Annotated in this window: 22 protein-coding genes; 12 read left to right on the top strand and 10 right to left on the bottom strand. The window is 66.2% G+C overall.

The window, feature by feature from the left end; all coding sequences use genetic code 11:
- Positions 1 to 55: 55 nt before the first annotated feature.
- Entirely contained in the window at positions 56 to 1,489 is a 1,434-nt protein-coding gene (locus VAPA_RS12220; RefSeq protein ID WP_021007081.1) for an aldehyde dehydrogenase family protein, read from the bottom strand.
- A 48-nt stretch (positions 1,490 to 1,537) separates the two neighbouring features.
- Positions 1,538 to 2,092, bottom strand: a complete 555-nt coding sequence (locus tag VAPA_RS12225) for a peroxiredoxin (protein WP_021007082.1) — start codon at positions 2,090 to 2,092, stop codon at positions 1,538 to 1,540.
- Between the two features lie 44 nt (positions 2,093 to 2,136).
- On the opposite strand from VAPA_RS12225, the gene VAPA_RS12230 reads away from it, so the two are divergent.
- The 8 genes from VAPA_RS12230 to VAPA_RS12265 all read left to right on the top strand — a co-directional run bounded on the left by VAPA_RS12230 (position 2,137) and on the right by VAPA_RS12265 (position 9,680).
- Positions 2,137 to 3,711, top strand: a complete 1,575-nt coding sequence (locus VAPA_RS12230) for a phospholipase D family protein (RefSeq protein ID WP_021007083.1) — start codon at positions 2,137 to 2,139, stop codon at positions 3,709 to 3,711.
- Between the two features lie 9 nt (positions 3,712 to 3,720).
- Entirely contained in the window at positions 3,721 to 4,509 is a 789-nt protein-coding gene (locus tag VAPA_RS12235) for a sterol desaturase family protein (protein ID WP_021007084.1), read from the top strand.
- On the top strand, positions 4,493 to 5,443 hold the full coding sequence (locus VAPA_RS12240) for a fatty acid desaturase (RefSeq protein ID WP_021007085.1): 951 nt from the start codon (positions 4,493 to 4,495) through the stop codon (positions 5,441 to 5,443). Before VAPA_RS12235 ends, VAPA_RS12240 begins: the two co-directional genes overlap by 17 nt.
- Positions 5,444 to 5,446: 3 nt before the next feature.
- The gene (locus VAPA_RS12245; protein ID WP_021007086.1) at positions 5,447 to 7,390 is read left to right on the top strand and encodes a StlD/DarB family beta-ketosynthase; all 1,944 of its coding nucleotides are present in this window, start codon (positions 5,447 to 5,449) and stop codon (positions 7,388 to 7,390) included.
- On the top strand, positions 7,374 to 8,273 hold the full coding sequence (locus VAPA_RS12250; protein WP_021007087.1) for a DUF6999 family protein: 900 nt from the start codon (positions 7,374 to 7,376) through the stop codon (positions 8,271 to 8,273). Before VAPA_RS12245 ends, VAPA_RS12250 begins: the two co-directional genes overlap by 17 nt.
- Positions 8,274 to 8,290: 17 nt before the next feature.
- On the top strand, positions 8,291 to 8,659 hold the full coding sequence (locus VAPA_RS12255) for a hypothetical protein (RefSeq protein ID WP_021007088.1): 369 nt from the start codon (positions 8,291 to 8,293) through the stop codon (positions 8,657 to 8,659).
- Positions 8,646 to 8,876 (top strand): hypothetical protein, encoded by a 231-nt coding sequence (locus VAPA_RS33885; protein ID WP_012747462.1) that lies wholly within the window; start codon positions 8,646 to 8,648, stop codon positions 8,874 to 8,876. Before VAPA_RS12255 ends, VAPA_RS33885 begins: the two co-directional genes overlap by 14 nt.
- A 222-nt stretch (positions 8,877 to 9,098) precedes the next feature.
- The gene (locus VAPA_RS12265) at positions 9,099 to 9,680 is read left to right on the top strand and encodes a hypothetical protein (RefSeq protein ID WP_021007090.1); all 582 of its coding nucleotides are present in this window, start codon (positions 9,099 to 9,101) and stop codon (positions 9,678 to 9,680) included.
- On the opposite strand, the gene VAPA_RS12270 is transcribed toward VAPA_RS12265, so the two are convergent.
- The gene (locus VAPA_RS12270; RefSeq protein WP_021007091.1) at positions 9,674 to 10,510 is read right to left on the bottom strand and encodes a metal-dependent hydrolase; all 837 of its coding nucleotides are present in this window, start codon (positions 10,508 to 10,510) and stop codon (positions 9,674 to 9,676) included. The genes VAPA_RS12265 and VAPA_RS12270 overlap by 7 nt on opposite strands.
- Before the next feature lie 113 nt (positions 10,511 to 10,623).
- Here VAPA_RS12270 and VAPA_RS12275 point away from each other — a divergent pair, with 113 nt between their 5' ends.
- The gene (locus tag VAPA_RS12275; RefSeq protein ID WP_021007092.1) at positions 10,624 to 11,256 is read left to right on the top strand and encodes a TetR/AcrR family transcriptional regulator; all 633 of its coding nucleotides are present in this window, start codon (positions 10,624 to 10,626) and stop codon (positions 11,254 to 11,256) included.
- 47 nt (positions 11,257 to 11,303) lie between these two features.
- Here the strand turns inward: VAPA_RS12275 and VAPA_RS12280 are convergent, their stop codons facing one another.
- Together VAPA_RS12280 and VAPA_RS12285 are read right to left on the bottom strand one after the other, a co-directional pair.
- Entirely contained in the window at positions 11,304 to 11,672 is a 369-nt protein-coding gene (locus VAPA_RS12280; protein WP_021007093.1) for a nuclear transport factor 2 family protein, read from the bottom strand.
- A complete protein-coding gene (locus VAPA_RS12285) occupies positions 11,672 to 14,218 on the bottom strand; it encodes a sodium-translocating pyrophosphatase (protein WP_021007094.1) in 2,547 nt (848 codons plus the stop codon). Before VAPA_RS12285 ends, VAPA_RS12280 begins: the two co-directional genes overlap by 1 nt.
- Positions 14,219 to 14,472: 254 nt before the next feature.
- Between VAPA_RS12285 and ppa the strand changes: the two genes are divergently transcribed.
- Positions 14,473 to 15,000, top strand: coding sequence for an inorganic diphosphatase (gene ppa, locus VAPA_RS12290; RefSeq protein WP_021007095.1), 528 nt, complete (start codon positions 14,473 to 14,475; stop codon positions 14,998 to 15,000).
- 30 nt (positions 15,001 to 15,030) lie between these two features.
- On the opposite strand, the gene VAPA_RS12295 is transcribed toward ppa, so the two are convergent.
- The gene (locus tag VAPA_RS12295; protein WP_021007096.1) at positions 15,031 to 16,212 is read right to left on the bottom strand and encodes a GNAT family N-acetyltransferase; all 1,182 of its coding nucleotides are present in this window, start codon (positions 16,210 to 16,212) and stop codon (positions 15,031 to 15,033) included.
- Positions 16,213 to 16,231: 19 nt separating this feature from the next.
- Here VAPA_RS12295 and VAPA_RS12300 point away from each other — a divergent pair, with 19 nt between their 5' ends.
- Both VAPA_RS12300 and VAPA_RS12305 read left to right on the top strand, forming a co-directional pair.
- Positions 16,232 to 17,926, top strand: a complete 1,695-nt coding sequence (locus tag VAPA_RS12300; RefSeq protein ID WP_021007097.1) for an NAD+ synthase — start codon at positions 16,232 to 16,234, stop codon at positions 17,924 to 17,926.
- Positions 17,923 to 18,261, top strand: coding sequence for a P-II family nitrogen regulator (locus VAPA_RS12305; RefSeq protein ID WP_012747471.1), 339 nt, complete (start codon positions 17,923 to 17,925; stop codon positions 18,259 to 18,261). The genes VAPA_RS12300 and VAPA_RS12305 overlap by 4 nt, the downstream gene beginning before the upstream one ends.
- A gap of 24 nt (positions 18,262 to 18,285) precedes the next feature.
- On the opposite strand, the gene VAPA_RS12310 is transcribed toward VAPA_RS12305, so the two are convergent.
- The 4 genes from VAPA_RS12310 to VAPA_RS12325 are packed head-to-tail and all read right to left on the bottom strand — an operon-like array spanning position 18,286 to position 20,789.
- Complete coding sequence (locus VAPA_RS12310; protein WP_021007098.1) at positions 18,286 to 18,876, bottom strand: LOG family protein; 591 nt, start codon at positions 18,874 to 18,876, stop codon at positions 18,286 to 18,288.
- 31 nt (positions 18,877 to 18,907) lie between these two features.
- Complete coding sequence (locus tag VAPA_RS12315; protein ID WP_021007099.1) at positions 18,908 to 19,315, bottom strand: diacylglycerol kinase; 408 nt, start codon at positions 19,313 to 19,315, stop codon at positions 18,908 to 18,910.
- Positions 19,312 to 19,878: an RDD family protein gene (locus tag VAPA_RS12320; protein ID WP_041946100.1), complete on the bottom strand. Its 567-nt coding sequence runs from the start codon at positions 19,876 to 19,878 to the stop codon at positions 19,312 to 19,314. The genes VAPA_RS12315 and VAPA_RS12320 overlap by 4 nt, the downstream gene beginning before the upstream one ends.
- Before the next feature lie 14 nt (positions 19,879 to 19,892).
- A complete protein-coding gene (locus tag VAPA_RS12325; RefSeq protein ID WP_021007101.1) occupies positions 19,893 to 20,789 on the bottom strand; it encodes a DUF3106 domain-containing protein in 897 nt (298 codons plus the stop codon).
- Between the last annotated feature and the right edge of the window lies 1 nt (position 20,790).

Raw genomic sequence — 20,790 nt, forward strand, 5'->3', positions numbered from 1 at the left:
GGGCTACTCCTCATCGAGTGCTGCCCGGAACCTGGCCTTGCACGCGGCGAGGGCCTCAGCCGTGCTTGATGGCCACGGTCTTGAGCGTGGTGAAGCCGTACAGCGCCTCGAAACCCTTTTCGCGTCCGTAGCCCGACGACTTGACGCCGCCGAACGGCAGTTCCACGCCGCCGCCGGCGCCGTAGTTGTTGATGAACACCTGGCCGCTGCGCACCCGCTTGGCCATGCGGAACTGGCGCGCGCCATCGGCCGTCCACACGCCGGCGACGAGGCCGAACTGCGTGGCATTGGCGAGCGCCACGGCCTCGTCCTCGTCGGCGAACTGCATCGCGGCGAGCACCGGGCCGAACACCTCTTCCTGCGCCAGGCGGTGGTTCACCGGCACGTCGCGCAGCAGGGTGGGGGCCTGGTAGAAGCCGGTTTCGGGCGCTTCGTCGACCACGATGCCGTGGGCCACCATCGGGATGCCCGCCACCTGGGCGTCGCTCAGGAAATCCCACACGCGCTGCTGCTGCGTCTGGCGGATGAGCGGGCCGACGTCCAGGTCCATGGCCGCGGGGCCGACGCGCAGGGCCTCGAAGGCACGGCCGAGGCGTCCGAGCAGCGGCTCGTAGATGCCGCGCTGGATCAGCACGCGCGAGCCGGCCGAGCAGGTCTGGCCAGCGTTCTGCACGATGGCGTTGATGATCACCGGAATGGCCGCGTCGAGGTCGGCGTCGGCAAAGATGATCTGCGGGCTCTTGCCGCCGAGCTCGAGCGTGACCGGGCAATGCCGCTCCGCCGCCACCTGCTGGATCAGCGTGCCGATCTTCGGGCTGCCGGTGAAGCTGATGTGGTCGATGCCTTCGTGCCGCGCAAGCGCGTCGCCCACTTCATGGCCGTAGCCCGTCACGATGTTGAGCGCGCCGGCCGGAAAGCCGACTTCGGCCGCCAACTGCGCCACACGGATCAGCGAGAGGCAGGCGTCTTCGGCCGGCTTCACCACGCACACGTTGCCGGCGGCCAGGGCACCGCCCACGCTGCGCCCGAAGATCTGCATCGGGTAATTCCACGGAATGATGTGGCCCGTGACGCCGTGCGGTTCGCGCCAGGTGAAGACGCTGTAGCCGTCCTGGTAGGGAATGGTCTCGCCGTGCAGCTTGTCGCAGGCGCCGGCGTAGAACTCGAAATAGCGCACCAGCGCGAGCGCGTCGGCGCGGGCCTGCTTCACGGGCTTGCCGCAGTCGCGCTGCTCGATGAGCGCGAGTTCGTCGACGTGCTCGGCAATCTTCTGCGAGAGCTTGTAGAGCAGTCGGCCGCGGTCGGCCGCGCTCACCTTGTGCCAGACGCCCTCGAAGCAGTCGCGCGCCGCGCGCACGGCGGAGTCGATGTCGGCCGCATTGCTGCGCTGGATTTCGTCGAAAGGCTGGCCGTCGGAGGGATCGAGCACCTGCAGGGTGCGGCCGGAGGATGACGGGACGTCGGCGTTGGCGATGAAGTTGAGTTGCATGGGACGGGATTTTGCGCGAAGCCGGGCAACCCCGCCGCCGCGCACTTTCTACTTGGGTGAACCCGGCCGTGGCAGGGCCCGAACCGCGTTGAGCATGCGCTCCACGTGCTTGTCGGGATTCAGGTTCTGGTAGTAATAGGCCACCTTGCCGTTCGGCGCAATCACGTAGGACAGGCGGTTGGCGAAGTCGGGCCGGGTCTGCATCAGGGCGTCGAAACCGTTGATCACGGACTTCGACTCGTCCGAGGCCACGGGAAACCGGCTCTGGCAGGATTTGACCGAAAACTTCGAGAGCGTGTTGATGTCGTCGGCCGACACGCCGATGACGGTGGCGCCGAGCGCGGCAAACTGGTCGATGGCTTCGGCGAAGGCATGCGCTTCGATCGAACAGTCGCTGGAGTCGGCCGCCGGAAAGAAGTACACCACTACCGGCCCCTTGGCCAAGGCATCCGCCAGCGAATAGCGAAAAGTCTTGCCGCCCAACGCGGCGGTGGCGATGAACTTGGGTACCGGGTCGCCGATGTCCAGGGCGGCCCAGGCGGGGAGTGCCAGCCCGGCTGCGACCGACATCAGTGCGATGCGTGAGAGGATCGGTCTTGCCATGGTGTAACTCCGAGCAGGTGTGAAACGAATTCTAGGATGCCATCATGAACCCCTTGACCCGACTTCTGCGGATCTGTCTTGCCGGCGCCATCGCCGCGGCGCTGGCGGCCTGCGGCTCGCTGCCGCCGGCGCGCGAGCGGGCGGCGGTGAATGCCGCCGCGGCCGATCCGTCCACCACGCTGGCAAGGATCGCAGCCGCCTCGACGCCGCCCGGCGAGCACTCGGGCTTCAGACTGATGCCGCTCGGCGTGTATTCGCTGGATGCGCGCGTCCAGCTCGCAGAGCGTGCCCAGCGCTCGTTGGCGGTTCAGTACTACCAGTTCGAGAACGACGCCACCGGACGCCTCCTGATGCGTGCGCTGCGCGAGGCGGCCGCGCGCGGCGTGCAGGTACGGCTGCTGGTGGACGATCTCTACACCGTCAAAAGCCAGCAGCTGCTGCTGGCGCTTTCCGCAACGCCCAACGTGGACGTGCGGCTGTTCAATCCGTTCTGCTGCGGGCGCAACGGTTTTCTCTCGCGCTTCGCGGCTTCGCCGCACGAGATCGGGCGACTCAACCACCGCATGCACAACAAGCTCTTCATCGCCGACGGCGTCATGGCGGTGGTGGGCGGCCGCAACATCGCCGACGAGTATTTCGTGCTGAGCGAGGCGCAGAACTTCATCGACATGGACGCGCTGGTGGTGGGCAAGGTGCTGCCGCAGCTGGAGTCGATCTTCGATGCCTACTGGAACAGCGAGCAGGTCTGGCCCGTGGCCGACATCGTCCGCGGAGAGGGCGGCCGCACGCCCACGGGCGCCGACTTCGACGCCTGGATCGGCATGGCGGCGGCGCCGCCGAAGATCGTGCTTCCGCCGTCGGACGTCCTGGGCTACGGGCCGATCGCGGAAGAACTCGACGGCGGCCGCATGGGGTTGCTGTGGGGCGAGGCCCGCGCCATTGCCGATCCGCCCACCAAGCCCACCACGATGACCGAGGACGAGGCCATTGCCACCAGCGTGACGATGAAGGTCTGGACGCTGCTGATGGACGCCAAGTTCGAGGTCGACCTGACCTCTCCCTACCTGGTGCCGGGCGAGCGCGGCATGGCGGCGTTCGAGGACCTGGCCAAGCGCAAGGTCAAGCTCACCCTGCTGACCAATTCGCTGGCCGCCAACGACGAACCGCTGGTGCACACCGGCTATGCGCGCTACCGCGAGCGGCTGCTCAGGAGCGGCGCCGACCTGTACGAGCTAAGCCCGCAGCGCACCACCGCGGGCGAGCGCTTCGGCATGTTCGGCAAATCGCTGGGGCGGCTGCACTCCAAGACCGCGGCCATCGACAAGACGCGCATCTTCATCGGCTCGATGAACCTCGATCCGCGCTCGGCGAGCCAGAACACCGAGATGGGCGTGGTGGTCGACAGCCCCCAGCTGGCGCGCGAGATGCTGCGCGTCATCAACATCAGCAAGCTGCAGAACTCGTACCGCCTGCGCATTGCCAAGGACACCGGCACGCTGCAGTGGCTCACGACCGATGGCGAAAAGGAAGTCATCCTCACGTCGGAGCCGGAATCGAGCTTCTTCCAGCGGCTCCACAACCTGATCATTGCGCCTCTGGTTCCCGAAATGCTGCTGTAGCCTCGGGGGATGGCGCAAAGCTTCATTTCGTTGTCGGCCCTGCAGGTGATGTTCTGGGGGCTGATCTTTTTCGGCGGCATCTATCTGGGGTTCGGTGCTCTCAACTGGCTGTCGACCCGGCGGGTGCTGCCGGCGCTCGGCATCGGGCGCATGCTCGACCCCCGGCCGCTGCAGCCGGGGCAGCTGCGCCGCGAAATGGCGCAGTCGGGCGTGTCGGTGCTCGTGTTCGGGCTGGGCATGGTGTTTCCGTGGGGCTTGCTTCAGCTGGGTTGGGCGCGGCTCGATGCCGACGCGGGATGGCGCCAGATCGCAATCGAAGTCCTGGTGCTCGCGATCTGGAACGACGTTCATTTCTGGCTCAACCATCGCCTGCTGCACACGCGCTGGCTGCGGCGCTTTCACGGGCCGCATCACCGCTCGGTCGTGACCACGCCATGGGCCACGTACAGCTTTCATCCGGTCGAGGCGGCCATGCTCGGCAACGTGATCCTGCTGCCGATGCTGCTGCACGACTTCAGCATCTGGTCGCTCGCGTCGGTGCCGCTGTTCAGCCTGTTCTTCAACAGCATCGGGCATTCGAACTACGACTTCTTTCCCGGGGTACCGTACAGCCACTGGTTTGCCGCGAGCCGCCGGCACCATTTGCACCACGCCTGCCACAGCGGCAACTACGGCTTCCAGTTCACTTTCATGGACCGGTTGTTCGACACGCGCATTGCCGCCGATGCGGCCGAGCCGCAGTTCCTGGCCTTCCGCGAGAAGCAGCAACGCCGACGGCAGCATGGCACGCCGGCCTGACGCGCCGCGCCGGCCGGCACGCCTTCGCCACTGGCGCGACTGGCAGAGCCTTGCCTATCTGGCGGCGCTTCCGGCGCTGGCAGGATGGCAGTGGGTGCATGGCTTTGCCGTGCTGCTCTATGCGCCGATGTTGTTCCTGACGCTTGGCGTGGGCGTGATCCACCACAACCACGTGCATTTGCGCATCTGGCGCGGGCGGCGCATGAACCGGTTCACCGACTTCTGGATCACGCTGCTGCAGGGGCATCCGACCTTCGTCTTCTGGCCGGCGCACGTGGCCAACCACCACCGCCACCGGCATGGGCCGCGGGATGTGGCGCGCACCTACCGCTTCGGCGGCGACACCAACCATCTGCGGGGCTACCTGCTGCATCCGTTCCAGGCCGTGTGGGTGCTGGTGCCGGTGTTCTTCGGCTGGCTCGGCCGGCTTCGCAGGCACTGGCCGGGGCCCTGGCGCTACTGCATGGCGCAGTACGCGCTGTGGCTCGGCAGCTGGAGCGCGCTGCTGCTGCTCGACTGGCGCAAGGCCCTGCTGTTCGTGATCGTGCCGCAGCTGCACGGACTGCATTGGCTGCTGGCGACCAACTATCTGCAGCATGCGCATGCCGATGGACGCCGGCCCGGGCCAGGCGCGGAGGCGCGGCGCGATACCGCAAGTACCCGCCTGAACTACGCGCGCAATTTCGAGGGGCTGGTGAACCCCTTGCTGTTCAACATCGGCCTGCACACCGCACATCACGAGAACCCGCATGTCCACTGGTCCGAGCTCGCGCAATTGCACCGCACGCGCTACCGCGCGCAGGTCGCCCCCGGGCTCAACGAGCAGGGACTGGTGCCCTACATGGTTCGCGTGTTCGTGCTGGGAGCGCTGTGGCCGCGTTTTCGCAGCCGTTCGCTGATGCCGCCCGTGCCGCCCGAGTCTTCAACCCACTGAACCATGCCCGTCCCATTCCAACGCGTCTACATCGAGAGCGCCGGCTACTTCATGCCCGGCGAGCCCATTCCCAACGAGCGCATGGACGCCTACATTGCGCCGCTCAACCGGATGTCGGAGCGCATCAAGCGGCGCATCCTGGCCGAGAACGGCATCCTCACGCGGCACTATGCGATCGACGAGGAGGGCGTGACGCGCCACACCAATACGCAATTGGCGGCAGGCGCGATCCGCGACTGCCTGCGGCGCGGCGGTGCCGAGCTGTCGCGGGTGTCGCTGCTGGCCAGCGGCTCTTCGGGCGGCGACACGCTGATGCCCGGTTTCGCCAACATGATCCAGGGCGAGCTGGCGGCGCCGCCCATGGAAACGCTGTCGGTGCACGGCATCTGCGCCGCGGGCGTGTCGGCCATCCAGTCGGCCGCGCAGGGCATCGAGCTGGGTGCGCACCGCAGCGCGCTCGCGGTGGCCAGCGAGATGCCGTCGCGGCTTTTCAAGCGCTCGCGCTTCGCGGCACGCGGCTACGAAACCGATTTCGATTCGCACTTCCTGCGCTGGATGCTCTCCGACGGCGCGGGCGCGCTGCTGCTGTCCGACGGCACGCCCGCGCTGGCCGGCAGCCCCGGGCTGCGCCTGCGGCTGAAGTGGGTGCATCAGCGTGCATTCTCGGGGGACTACCCGGTCTGCATGCAGCTGGGCCTGACCGAAGACCGCGCGCGCGGCCATCTCGATTTCGGTTCGTGGGCCGAGGCGGAGGTGGCGGGTGCCCTGTCGCTGCGGCAGGACATACGCCTGCTGCCGCACCTGTTCGACATCGGCATTCATGAATACGCAACGCTGGTGCAGGGCGGATGGCTCGATCCGAAGCGGGTCGATCACTTCCTGTGCCACTACTCGTCGGAGAAATTCATTCCCGTGGTCGAGGACCTGATGGCCAAGGCCGACCTGGCCATTCCGCGCGAGCGCTGGTGGAGCAACCTGGCCTGGCGCGGCAATACGGGGGCCGCGTCGATCCTGATCATGCTGTCGGAGTTCCTGCACACCAAAGCGCTGAAGCCCGGGGAACAGATCTTCTGCTATGTGCCGGAATCGGGGCGCTTCATGGCCGCCTACATGCTGCTGGAGGTCGAGTCTGCCGAGGCGCCCGCTCGGGCGATGGGCGGTCCGCGCGTGACGGCCGAAGCGGCCCTGGACGACGAAGCCGCGATTGCGCCGCCGCATGATCCGGCCGCCGCGCCCGAAGGCCTTGGCGCGCTCCTGACCGAACTGGCCGGCATCTGGCACGACTACCGCTCGCGCGCCTGGCGCACGCCGCTGATCCGCCAGATCCGCGAGCGCCGCCTTGCCTTGCCCGACTACCTGAACTGGATGGAGCAGTGGATCCCGCAAGTGCGCGAAGGCAGCCGCTGGATGCGCGAAGGCGCCGCTTCGCTGACCGGGCCGTACCAGGCGCTGGCCGCGCTGATCGACGTGCATGCGGGCGAGGAGCAGGACGACTTCAACATCCTCTTCAGCGACTATCGGAAAGCCGGTGGCACCGTGGCGCGGATCGACGATCTGCGCCGCAACCCCGGCGGAGAGGCGCTCAACGCCTACCTGCATAGCCTGGCCGCCACACGCAACCCGATCGGCCTGCTGGGTGCGATCTACATCATCGAGGGCACGGGCCAGCGCATCGTTCCCGCGCTGCTGCCGCTGATCAAGGCCGGCCTGAGGCTGCCGCCCGACGCCTTCCGCTTTCTCGAGTACCACGGCCACAACGACGAGAACCACCTGAACCGCTGGCTTGCCGCGGTCGAGATGGTGATGGCCGTGGAAGGCGGCGAGGGCGCCGGAGGCCAGGGCCGGGCGGCCCGCCAGATCATCGACACGGCGCGCCATACGGCCGCGCTGTACCTGATGCAGTTTCAGCACATCACGGAGCGAATGCCACATGAGCCGAACGCCTGATTTTCTTGCGCAGGGGCACGACGAGCGCGATCCCAGTCCCTGGCTCGCGCTCTATCTCGACCAGAGCACGCCGCTGCCCGACGAGGTCAAGGCGGCGTGGCTGGCCGATTCGAGCTCGGGTTCGCGCCAGTACCTGCTGCCGTTCCTGCGGCCGGTGGCGCGGCTCACGATCATCCTGATCCAGGTCGTGAAAGTGTTCGTGCCGCGCAACTGGTCGCACTCGAAGCTGCTGCACCGGCTGCTGGCCTGGGGGCTGAAACGCTTCGTCTCGCCGGAAGCGAACTGGCTGATCCTGCGGCATTTCCACCTCGGCTCGCAGGTGCTGGGCTTCATCGGCCGCAATTCGCCGGCGCCCGTGGGCACCTCGCCGCTGGAGCCGGCCGACATCGACGCTCTCAAGGACGAGACCTTCCTGAAACACGACCTGAATCTCTTCAACTTCGTGATTCGGCTGAACCAGGCGCTGCGCGACAAGGGGCTGGTGCTGGGCAAGGCGCCCCAAGTCGATTTTTCGATGATCAGGGACCCGGGCCTGCGGCTTTCGGACATGCCGCACGGCAAGCTCAACTTCCTCGACCTGCAGAGCGCCATCGAGCTTTTCACGCCGCTGTACCAGCTGATGCTGACGGACAACGACTTCTGGCGCGCCGCCAATTCGCTGCAACTGGATGAAACCATCGGCATCTACGCGGCCACCTTGCTGGGGGCCCCGGAACACCTCATCCTGGTGAACAACAAGCATCCGCTGGTGCCGCTTTCGACGCTGCGGGCCGGGCACCGGCTGGTGATTCACGGGCTGTCGACGGAAATGCTGCACAGCCTGCTGCGGCGCATGCAGGCCGCGCACGGGGCGACCCCCACGCCGGAGCAGCCACTTGCATAAGCGTATGCTGCCCCCAGATGCAATCCATGAACACGACCCACAATCCGTCTCCCAAGACCGATCTGGCAGTGACCCACGTGCTGGCTCAACTGCTGGAGCGGCTCGAGCACAGCGCCGTTCCCGTAGGCGCCGAACAATACCGCTCGGTGGTAGAACACTTGGTGCACGAATTCAACGACGTTGAACCGGGCGCCGACCTGGGCCGTCTGCTCGACGCCTATCCTGCCGCCGCCGAGGTCTACGAAAACCTCAATTACCAACATGCCGGCCTCTGCCGCTCGGCGCTCGATATGGCGCTTGCAGCCGAAGTCAGCGCGAGAGAAGCCATTGCACGCGCCATGCGCAACACTGAACCGAAAAAGGACAAAGCCGATGGCCAAAGCTGAGGTCAAGACCGCCGTTGTGGCCGATGGCCTGCGTTACAAGTCGAAGGCACCGGGCTCGCCGTTTCGTGCCTCGGCGTCGTTCAGCGGGGCGACCATGTCCTGCTTCATGTGCGGAAAGCACCGCGTACGGTCGCAATTGCGCACCCGCCAGGTGCTGGGCAAGTCGCAAACCGTTTGCGCACCCTCGTGCAAGGCGCTCGACGAATCCCTTGAATAAACCGGATTCGCCGGCCTAGCAGGGCCGGGCGACGCCTTGGCGACATGCCCGAGCGCGCTCATTGCAGATTTTCTTTCCAAATCCGCTGCAATAGATATACAGTTGGACACAATTGATGCATTTATAGCATCGGTCAAAAGTTCTAATTTGTAGCCGACGGCAAATGATTTCGTATAAATGCAATGACGCCCACTGCCGGGCGATTTGCGGAAGGAACCTGCAATGAACAAGTCGCGTCATGTGGTCATGCAGGTGGTTAAGCGTTCCTCCGGCAGTGCGACGCACCATGTGGAATTCCTCATGGACAACATCTTTGCGGAGCGCCTGCGCCAACTGCGCTCGCTGGTTCCGCCGCTGGGCAGCCTCAACAAGCAGCGCGACCTGGTGATCGACAAGGTGCGTGTGCGCCTGCCGAATGCCATCTGGCGCACTGGAAGCCACGTCGACGAGGGCGTGGAGGGCTCCTGCATCGTCATTGCGGCGGAAGGCTCGTTCAATTGCGGCGGCAAAGACCGCAATACGCGCGAAAAGCTGGTGACCTACAACTTTTCGATTTCGCGCTTGATCGAATTGCACGCCGAACGCCCCGACGGCGAAACCCTCTACATCCGCGATGGCACCTTCGCGAACGACGAACCCGCCGAGTCGGCCGCGGGCCTGTGGGTTGCTTCGCTGAATGAACTGGAAGTCGTGATGCGCGTTCCGGATGCCCCTTCGGACTTCGATACCCTGCACGACCTGACCATGCGCCCCGAGCAGCGGGCGGCCATCAGCCCCCCCACGCATCGAGCCAGCTTCTACTGAAGAGCGTCGGCTGCCGCGCCTACGGGGGTGTACTGCGCGCGGTTGTTCTCGAGCCAGCGTGCCGCCAGTTTGCTGTCTTGCTGCGCAGGATGGAAATCGGCGCGAAAGTAGCTGCGCCAGGCGTGCCAGTTGCCTCCGAGCAGGCCGCCTCTGCCCAGCAGGATGCGCGCGGCGCTCTTCCAGGTTGCCCATTTCCACAACTGGCCTTCGTGACGCAGGTTGTCGACGGTCTGGCGCATCAGATCGCCCAGGAACATCACGGTGACCCGACGGAACCAGCGTTTTCGCCAGGGGTCCGACCCCTGCGCAGCCTTGTAGATGTCGAAGGCGACGGCCTTGTGCTCCAGTTCCTCGGCGCTGTGCCAAAGCCACATGGTCCGCAGCCGCGGCTCGGCGCCATCGAGCACTCCAGGATGGGCGAGCAGCCATTCGGCGAACATGGCGGTGAAGTGTTCCGTGGCCGCGGTGACCGCCAGCGCATGGCGGGGATCGGCCCCTTCCATCAGTTGCATGCGCCTGGCGGCGCGGGGCGTCCAGCCATCGGCCAGCCCCTGGTCCTGCAGATGGGCGTTGAAAAGCGAATGAATGCGGCGGTGCGTGGCCTCCTGGCCGATGAAGCCGCGAACCTCGGCGCGAAACTTTTCCTGCGTTTGCGCCGGCAGCGTGGTCGCGGCATCGCGCACGGCATCGATGAAGAACTGCTCGCCGAACGGGAAGCTCATCGACAGCGCATTGAAAAAAGCCGTGGAGAATGCGTCGCCACCGCACCAGTTGCGGCCGAATGGCGTCTCGAGGTCGATCAAGAGGCGGCGCACGACAAGATCGGTCATGGCAAGTGGTCCTTGGAAAGTACAGTCCGGTACACGCTCGTACCAATTTTTCGGAATGGTGCGCTCCATGGCTGGTACCGTCAAGTACCAATGCGTAGGAAAATGTCTTCTCCATGAGCATCGCGACCGAAAAACCAGCCCTTGCCGGTCCCTCCGGGGAGCCCGCCCACGAGCATTACTCCCGGCTGCTGGAAGGCATGGCGCGCGCCGTGGCCACCAAGGGCTACGCGGACACCACCATTGCCGACATCGTGCGCGAGGCCGCTGTTTCGCGCCGCACCTTCTACGAACACTTCACGACCAAGTCCGAGTGCCTGATCGCGTTGTACGAGGCGGCGAGCAAGCTGGCTCTGCGCGCCGTGAGCGAGGCCTTCGATCCGGCGCAGCCTTGGCATGCGCAGGTGGAGCGGGCGATCAGCGCGTATTTCGATTACCTTGCGCAGGACCCGGCGCTGCTGCGCACGCTGTTCGTGGAGATTCTTGGCCTCGGCATGCCGGGGCTGGCGGCGCGGCGCCGGGTGAATGACGAGATCGCCGGCTTCATCCAGGCGGCCATCAACAGCGGCGGCGGCGCGCACAGCGGCCCCGTGGCGCACCTGACGAGTGAAATGGCGATGACGGTGGTGGGAGGCATCAACGAACTGGTGCTCCAGGCCATCGAACAGGACCGGGTGGGTGATCTGGGCCAATTGGTGCCGCCGGCCACGCGCCTGGTACGCGCGGTGGCGGCCGAGAGCACCAGGTAGCGAAAAGGGGCGGGGCCGAGCAGGGAGGCCTCGGCCTGCGGTTCGCGTCAGGCGGGCCTGGCCTGCGACGGATCGTAGAAGAACTCTTCCTGGGCGATGCGGTCGCCCTCCCAGCGCTGCCAGGCGAGCTCTTCCATGCGCATGGCCTTGCCATCCTTGAAGCGGAAATCGAAGACCCAGCGGATCACCACGTGATCGCCGTTCACGAACACCGGGCGCACGCAGGTCGAAACCACAGAGGCCGTGCGATCCAGCGTCGCCTGCTCGCGGGCAACCAGCGTGCTGCGGCCGCGCCGGGGCTCGGCCTGGTTCTCCCGCATGGTCGCGTCCTCGGTGTAGAAGTTCTCGATGGCCTTGGCGTGCGCGCCGCTTTCCACGGCGGCAATGAAGGCTTCGAGTCTTTCCGTGGTGGGCATCAGGCCTTGACCTTCACTTCGACGCGGCGGGCTTCGCCCGGGGGGCCATCCGCCTGGGTCTGCTCGGGCTTGGCAAGCTCGATCTTGTCCGCGGGCGCGCCGGCGGCCTTGAGCGCATCGCCTACGGCCATCGCGCGCTGCTTGGCGAGTTCGGCGTTCTTGGCCGGATCGCCGCTCGCATCGTGGTAGCCGCTCACGAGCAGGGTGCTGCCGCTCTGCACGGCCTTGATGACGTCGGCCAACGCTTCCTTGGCATTGGGCGCGACCTCGGCCTTGCCGCTCTCGAAATAGAACTTCACCACGCCGTTCTCGACCTTCACGGCCGCGGCTTCGGCGGCTGCCACGGCGCCGGAGGCAACCGCTGCCGCCGGCGTTGCGGGCGCAGGTGCCTGCACCGGCGCTGCGGGCGCCGAAGAAGCAGCCGGCGCGGTAGCGGCCGGGGGTGTCTCGACCTTGTGCGGCACGGCTGCAGCCGCGTCGCCGCCGTGGAACTTGACCACCAGCGGCACGATCAGCAGCGCCACGATGTTGATGATCTTGATCAGCGGATTCACCGCCGGGCCGGCCGTGTCCTTGTAGGGATCGCCCACGGTGTCGCCGGTGACGGCGGCCTTGTGCGCCTCGGAGCCCTTGCCGCCGTGATGGCCGTCCTCGATGTACTTCTTGGCGTTGTCCCATGCGCCGCCGCCCGTGCACATCGAGATGGCGACGAACAGGCCGGTCACGATGGTGCCCATCAGCAGGCCGCCCAGCGCCTTCGGCCCGAGCAGCAGGCCGACCAGGATCGGCACCACCACCGGCAGCAGCGAGGGAATCATCATTTCCTTGATGGCCGCGCCGGTCAGCATGCTCACGGCCTTGCCGTACTCGGGCTTGCCGGTGCCTTCCATGATCCCGGGGATCTCGCGGAACTGCCTGCGCACCTCCTCGACCACCGCGCCGGCCGCGCGACCCACGGCTTCCATGGCCATGGCGCCGAACAGGTAGGGGATCAGGCCGCCGATGAAGAGGCCGACGATCACCATCGGGTCGCTCAGGTTGAAGCTGATGTTCAGCCCGAAGCTCTCCAGCTTGTGGGTGTAGTCGGCAAAGAGCACCAGCGAGGCGAGGCCGGCCGAGCCGATGGCGTAGCCCTTGGTCACGGCCTTGGTCGTGTTGCCCACGGCGTCGAGCGGGTCGGTGATGTCGCGCACGCTGGCGGGCATCTCGCTCATTTCGGCGATGCCGCCGGCGTTGTCGGTGATGGGGCCGTAGGCATCGAGCGCCACCACGATGCCCGCCATGCTGAGCATGGCCGTGGCAGCCACCGCGATGCCGAACAGGCCCGCGAGCGCATACGAGGCCATGATGGCGATGCAGACGAAGATCACCGGCCATGCCGTCGAGCGCATCGAGACGCCGAGGCCCGCGATGATGTTGGTGCCGTGGCCCGTGGTGGAGGCCTGTGCGATGTGCTGCACCGGCTTGTACTGCGTGCCGGTGTAGTACTCGGTGATCCACACCAGCGCGGCCGTCAGCGCCAGGCCCACGAAGCAGGCGCCGAACAGCTTGAGCTGGCTGCCGCTCGGGGCAATGGCGTTGTCGGGGATGATCCAGCTCGTGACGAACCAGAACGCGATCAGCGACAGGATGCCCGCGACCGCCAGGCCTTTGTAGAGCGCCGGCATCACGTTGGTCATGCCAGGCGAGGCCTTGACGAAGAAGCAGCCGATGATCGAGGCGATGATCGACACACCGCCCAGTGCCAGCGGATAGAGCACCGCGTTGAGCGGCGCGGCCGTGACCATCAGCGCGCCCAGTACCATGGTGGCGATCAGGGTGACGGCATAGGTCTCGAACAGGTCGGCCGCCATGCCGGCGCAGTCGCCGACGTTGTCGCCCACGTTGTCCGCAATGACGGCCGGGTTGCGCGGATCGTCTTCCGGAATGCCGGCTTCGACCTTGCCCACCAGGTCGGCGCCCACGTCGGCGCCCTTGGTGAAGATGCCGCCGCCCAGCCGCGCGAAGATCGAGATCAGCGAGGAGCCGAAGGCAAAACCGATCAGCGGATTGAGGATGGCCGAGAGGCTGCGGTCCGGCGTGAGGTTGCCGTTGCCCGCCAGGAACCAGTAGAAGACCGAGACGCCCAGGAGCCCCAGCCCCACCACCAGCATGCCTGTGATGGCGCCGCCGCGGAACGCGACGTCGAGCGCCGGGCCGATGCCTTGCGTGGCCGCCTGCGCGGTGCGCACGTTGGCGCGTACCGACACGTTCATGCCGATGAAGCCGCAGGCGCCCGAAAGCACCGCTCCCACCACGAAGCCGATGGCCGTGGTTGCGTCGAGGAACAGGCCGATGAGGATGGCCAGGACCACGCCGACCACCGCGATGGTGGTGTATTGCTTGGCGAGGTAGGCCGATGCGCCGGCCTGGATGGCTGCCGCGATCTCCTGCATCCGCGCGTTGCCGGGATCCTTGGCGAGAATCCAACTTCGAGCCCAGAAACCGTAGCCCACGGCCACGAGGCCGCAGACGATGGCGAGTATCAGGGGGGTGTTGCCGATCATGCTTTGCTTCTCCATTCGTTCGTTGTGACTTGTGGAGACGGACAGCATGGGTCCTGCGCGCAACGCGTACGGGACCCAGGTTTTCCGTCGCGTTGCTTCCTCGAAGCTCGCAGCACCGAGGTGCGGAGCCGATTGGCCAACGGGTGCAATTTACAGGCAAAAACGAGAGCGCGTGCGACCGGGCCGTGACACGGAAAGTAAACTCCGGGTTTGTCCCCATCTCTCCTCATACTTTTCAACTACTCGAAAACGTCATGTCCTTCGACAAAGTCTCCCCCGGCAAGAACATCCCCGACGCCTTCAATGTCGTGATCGAAATCCCGATGAACGCCGACCCGATCAAGTACGAAGTCGACAAGGAATCGGGCGCGATCTTCGTGGACCGCTTCATGACGACCGCGATGTACTATCCGGCCAACTACGGCTACGTGCCGCAGACCCTCTCTGGCGACGGCGACCCGGTCGACGTGCTGGTGATCGCGCCGTATCCGCTCTTGCCCGGCGTCGTGGTGCCGTGCCGCCCGCTGGGCATCCTGATGATGGAAGACGAAGCCGGCGTCGACGGCAAGGTGCTGGCCGTGCCCACCGACAAGGTGCTGCCGATCTACAGCCACTGGAAGTCGGTCGACGACGTGAACCCGATGCGCCTGAAGGCCATCAGCCACTTTTTCGAGCACTACAAGGACCTGGAAGCCGGCAAGTGGGTCAAGGTGCTGGGCTGGGAAGGCATCGACGCGGCCAAGAAGGAAGTCGTCGACGGCATCGCTGCCTACAAGAAGTAATCGCTCGGCCCTGCACGCGTTCGCAGCCGCTCAGCCCGCCTTGAAGGGGCTGCGTTCGCCCAGGTGGTCCATGTAGTTCTCGATGCCTTCGCCCTCGCGCTCGAGAAAGCGCTCGACCGCGTCGGCGAAGCCGGGGTGTGCCAGCCAGTGGGCGCTGGTGGTCTTCACCGGCATCAATGCGCGCGCCATCTTGTGTTCGCCCTGCGCGCCGCCTTCGAAGCGCCTGGCGCCGTGCGCAATGCACCAGGCCAGCGGCTGGTAGTAGCAGGCCTCGAAATGCAGGCAGTCGACGCGCTCCACGGCGCCCCAGTAACGGCCGTAGGCCACCAGCGCCTCGTCCCCGTGCGTGGACAGCGCGATCAGGCTCGTGGCAATCGGCTTTCCCTCGCGCTCGGCGACGAACAGCAGCCAGGCTTCGGGCATGGTGTCGGCCATGCGCTGGAAGAAGTCGCGTGAAAGGTAGGGCGGGTTGCCGTGCTCACGATAGGTGCGTGCATAGCAGCGGTAGAAGAAATCCCAGTCCGATCGGGCGATGTCGGCGCCGCGTGACCAGCGAAAGGTCACGCCGGCCTCAGCCACCTTGCGGCGCTCCTGGCGGATCTTCTTGCGCTTGTCGTGGGACAGGCTGGCGAGAAAGGATTCGAAGTCCACGTAGCCGGCTGTTTCGCCTGATTCCCCCGGGGCGGCATTCGTCCAGTGGAACTGCACCGTATTGCGCAGCATCAGGCCCGCTTCGGTGCAGGCGGCAATGTCGGCGTCCGCGCCGAACAGCAGATGCAGCGACGAGAGTTCTTCCTTCTTGCACCAGGCCACCAATGCCTGCACCAGCAGCGTGCGGTCTTGCGGATCGCGGGCCAGCAGGCGTGCGCCGGGCACCGGCGTGAATGGCACCGCCACCACTGCCTTGGGATAGTAGGCGAGCCCGTGCTGTTCGTAGGCATTGGCCCAGGCCCAGTCGAAGACATACTCGCCATAGGAATGGGTCTTGATGTAGGCCGGGCAGGCCGCCCGCAGCTGCTCGCCGCGCCACAGGGTAATGAACTGCGGCATCCAGCCGCTTTCGGGCGAGGCGCTGCCGCTGTCGTGCAGAGCCGCGAGGTATTCGTAGCGCATGAAGGGCGACGGCTGCGCCTCGGCCGCGAGCAGCGCGTTCCATGCTTTCGGCTCCAGGTCCGACAGCGACGCCACCACCCGAATGACATAATCGTTCAAGCCTTTTTCTTCCTTCCGTATGACGCTCAAGCTCGCCATCGCGCAACTCAATTTTGTGGTGGGCGACCTCGCCGGCAACGCGAGAAAAATCGTCGATGCCGCGCACCAGGCCCACGCCGAAGGTGCGCGTGTTCTGCTGACGCCCGAACTCTCGATTGCCGGCTATGCGGCAGAGGACCTTTTCCTGCGTCCCGCCTTCACCGAAGCCTGCGATGATGCCGTGAAAGGCATTGCCGCCGCACTGGCCGACCTCAAAGACATGGTCGTGGTGGTGGGGCATCCGACGGGCGGCAGCCTGCGAAGCCGCTCGGTGGCGGTGCAGATGCGCTACAACGCCGCCAGCGTCATCAAGGAAGGCCGCATCCTCGAAACCTACGCCAAGCGCGAACTGCCGAACTACCAGGTGTTCGACGAGCGCCGCTACTTCACGCCGGGGCAGGGCACCTGCGTGTTCGAGGCCGGCGGCGTCTCGGTGGGTGTGCTGATCTGCGAAGACGCCTGGTTCGACGAGCCAGCCGAACTGGCTCGAGCGGCGGGCGCCGAGGTGCTGGCCGTCATCAACGCCTCGCCGTATCACGTCGGCAAGGAGGGCGAGCGCGTGGCGCGGATGGCCGACCGCGCCCGCGCCGTGGGCCTGCCGCTGGTCTACGCGCACCTGGTGGGCGGGCAAGACGAAGTGGTCTTCGACGGCGCATCCTTTGCGCTGCAGGCTGACGGCGCCCCCGCCATGCAGGCCGAGAGTTTCAAGGAGGGGCTGGTTTTCATGCAACTGAAGCGCTCGCCGCAGGGCATCGGTGTCGTGGCGGAACCTTCGGCCATCGCCGTGCCGCGCGAAGCGGAAGCCCAGCTGTGGGATGCACTGGTACTGGGCGTGCGCGACTACATCGGCAAGAACGGCTTTCCCGGCGCCATCCTGGGGCTCTCCGGGGGCATCGATTCGGCGTTGGTGCTTGCCATCGCGGTCGATGCACTCGGCAAGGACAAGGTGCGCGCCGTCATGATGCCTTCGCCCTATACCGCCGACATCAGCTGGATCGACGCGCGCGAGATGGCAAGCCGCCTGGGCGTGCGCTACGACGAGATCTCGATCAAGCACACCTTCGAATCGTTCAAGGGTGCGCTGGCCGGGGAGTTCAAGGGCCTGCCCGAGGATACGGCCGAGGAAAACATCCAGGCCCGCATCCGCGGCACGCTGCTGATGGCGCTGTCGAACAAGTTCGGCTCGATCGTTCTCACCACCGGCAACAAGAGCGAGATGGCCACCGGCTACTGCACGCTCTATGGCGACATGGCGGGCGGCTTCGCGGTGATCAAGGACCTGCTGAAGACCACCGTGTTCGCGCTGGCCCGCTGGCGCAATGCCCATGACCCGTACGGCACTGGTGCCTCGCCGATTCCCGAGCGCATCATTACGCGGCCCCCGAGTGCCGAACTGCGGCCCGACCAGACCGACCAGGACAGCCTGCCGCCCTACGACGTCCTCGACGGAATCCTGGCACGCTACATGCAGGACGACGAGGGCATCGACGAGATCATTGCCGCCGGCTACGAGCGTGCGGTGGTCGAGCGGGTTGCGCGGCTCATCAAGATCAACGAATACAAACGGCGCCAGGCGCCTGTGGGCATTCGGGTGACCCATCGAAGCTTCGGCAAGGATTGGCGTTACCCTATCACCAGCAAGTTCAACGAAACCGCCGGAGCGCAAAAACCATGAAGCAGATCACCGCCATCGTCAAACCCTTCAAGCTCGAGGACGTACGCGAAGCCCTGGCTGAAGTGGGCGTTACCGGTCTCACAGTGACCGAGGTCAAGGGCTTCGGGCGCCAGAAGGGGCACACCGAGCTCTACCGTGGTGCGGAATACGTGGTCGACTTCCTGCCCAAGATGAAGGTCGAAGTGGTCGTGAATGAAGGCGACGTGGAGCGCTGCATCGAAGCCATCGTCAATTCCGCACGCACCGGCAAGATCGGCGACGGAAAGATCTTCGTCACCGGCGTGGAACGCATCGTGCGCATCCGCACCGGCGAGGAAAACGAAAACGCCGTTTGAAGGGGCTCGCCCCCAGGCTGCACGCTACAGGTTTTCGGCCAGGCGGTCGGCGCGCGGGTGCAGGGGAACTTCGGCGCGCAGCGCGCTGAGCAGTTCGGTGGGGTTGGTGCCGGTGCGGATCAGGTTCATCTGCCAATCGCCCATGAAGCCCTCGCGCACGCTGTGCGCCAGGAAGCCCAGCAGGCCGTCGTAGTAGCCGGCGGTATTGAGAATGCCGGTGGGCTTGTCGTGGTAGCCGAGCTGGCGCCAGGTCCAGATCTCGAACAATTCCTCGAAGGTGCCGATGCCGCCCGGCAGCGCGACGAAGGCGTCGGCGCGCTCGCCCATCATGGCCTTGCGTTCGTGCATGGTGTCGACCACGTGGAGCTCGTCGCACAGGGGATTGGCCAGTTCCCGGTCGACCAGCGCCTTGGGAATGATGCCGACCACCCGGCCGCCGGCGTTGCGGGTGGCTTCGGCCACCGTGCCCATCAGGCCGGTGCGTCCGCCACCGTAGACCAATTGGCCGCGGTGCTGGCCGATCCACTGGCCGACCGCTTCCGCGGCCTTGGAGAATTCAACTCGCTCGCCGGGTCGCGAGCCGCAATACACACAGATCGAAAATTCAGGATTCATGCCGCCATCATGCCTCGTGCGGCGGGCGTCTTCATGACGCGAAGTGCTGCCACAGCGCCGCCAGCCAGATGCCCCCGCAAAGGGTGAGCGACAGCAGCACGGCGGCGCTTCCCATGTCCTTGGCGCGCTTGGAGAGGTCGTGCCATTCGGGGCCGATGCGGTCGATGGCGGCTTCGACCGCGGTGTTGAGCAGCTCGACGATCATCACGAGGATGGCGCTGCCGGCGAGCAGGGCCACCTCGATCCAGCTGCGGCCGAGCCAGAAGGCAGCCGGAATCATCACGATGGCCATGATGGCTTCCTGGCGAAAGGCCGGCTCGCTCCAGCCTGCCCGAAGGCCGTGCAGCGAGATCAGGGTTGCATGCCACACGCGCTCCAGGCCCTTGCGGGCCTTTTGCGGGTTCACGGCGGGGTCGGGAAGCTTGGGCAAGGCACTCATCGGCGGCTCATCGGCTTGGAGGTTATGAGCCGCGTACCGGCCCAGGCGTCGTGCCAGAACTGGCGCTCGGGGTGAAAGCGCGCCAGCAATGCCCAGACGGCAACCCATCCGAAGATCAGCACCGTGGATTCTCCACCCGAAAGCTTGAAAGGTGCGATGGCGGCCAGCGGCGGCAGGAACCAGATCCAGCTGAGCAGGTAGCGCGCCAGCGCCCGGCCCTGGGTGAGGGGGCGCCCTTGCGCATCGACGATGCGGATGTTCCAGGTTTTCATGGCCAGCGTCTGTCCCCGGGTCCAGAACCAGACGAAATAGACGCCGAACACCACGAACAGGAAGGCCTGGAGCAAGTGCCGGCGGGAATCCATGGCGTCCCGCATCTGGCCGAGCGTGCTGAACAGCCAGCCTGCAACGAACACCACCGCGAACAACAGCATGCCCTCATACAGCCAGCATGCCATGCGTCGCCACAAGCCGGGCACTATCAGAAGAGGAGCGCTGGGGGGAGTATCTGCGAGCGATGAGGAGGGATTCGATTCCGAGAATTCGGAAGAATTTGAAGCCATCGAAACCTTGGGGATCAGGGGGGCGAGGACTGCTCGGCGCCACGGCCTGCAGGATTGGAAGCGGACGATGGCGGCGAAACCTGGGCGGCAGCCGATGGCATGGGTACCTGCGCCTCGGCCGGAACCGGCTGCGACGCGGCGGCGGACGCGTCGGACGGGGAGGGCGTGGACACGACGGACGGGACGCGCTCCGGCGGCGAAGCCACCATGATGGCGGCGGCAGGCGCCGTGGCTGGCAGGGGCGTTGCAGGCGGGGCCAGCATGATGCGGGGCGTGTGCTGCCCCGCAGGCGTCACGGCCGGCACCGTCACGAGTTTCTGGGCTGGAACAGGACGCACCGGAATGGCGGCACCGCGCGGCTTGGCGGGGGCGCGCTCCGCCAGCCGGCGCTTTTCTTCCGCGCTCAAGGCCTGGTACTCCTCCCACTTGGCCCTGCGTTCGTCGGCAGGGACGCGCTTCACCTCGGCAAAATTGAGGCGCGCCTGGGCCCGCTGCTGATTGCTCAGGGCTGCCCATTCGATCATGCGGCTGTGCAGGGTGGTTTGGTCATCGGCCGACATGTTCGCGTAATTGCGTGACAGTGCCAGCCATTTGCGCTTGTGCCCCGGGTTCAAGGCGTGCCAGTGCGACGCGAGCGGCCGCAGCGCCTGCTGCTGCTCCGCGGTGAGTTCGCTCCAGTATGGCTTGGTCGCTGGAGCGGTCTTCGAAGCCGAAGCCGAAGCCGAGGCCGAAGCCGTTGCCGCTTGCGCGGCACCGCCGGCAGATTTGAGCGGCTCGGAACGAGGTTGGGCGCTGGCGAGTGTCAGGCCGAACAGCGCAACGGCGAGCGCGCCCGCCCAAATGACTGCGCCCGACGTTGGCGGGCGCAGCGGGCGGGGCGTAGCGGTGCGGGAGGCGGAAGGGCGTCGCATT

Origin of the sequence: Variovorax paradoxus B4 (genome assembly GCF_000463015.1) — a bacterium.
GTDB classification, from domain to species: domain Bacteria; phylum Pseudomonadota; class Gammaproteobacteria; order Burkholderiales; family Burkholderiaceae_C; genus Variovorax; species Variovorax paradoxus_E.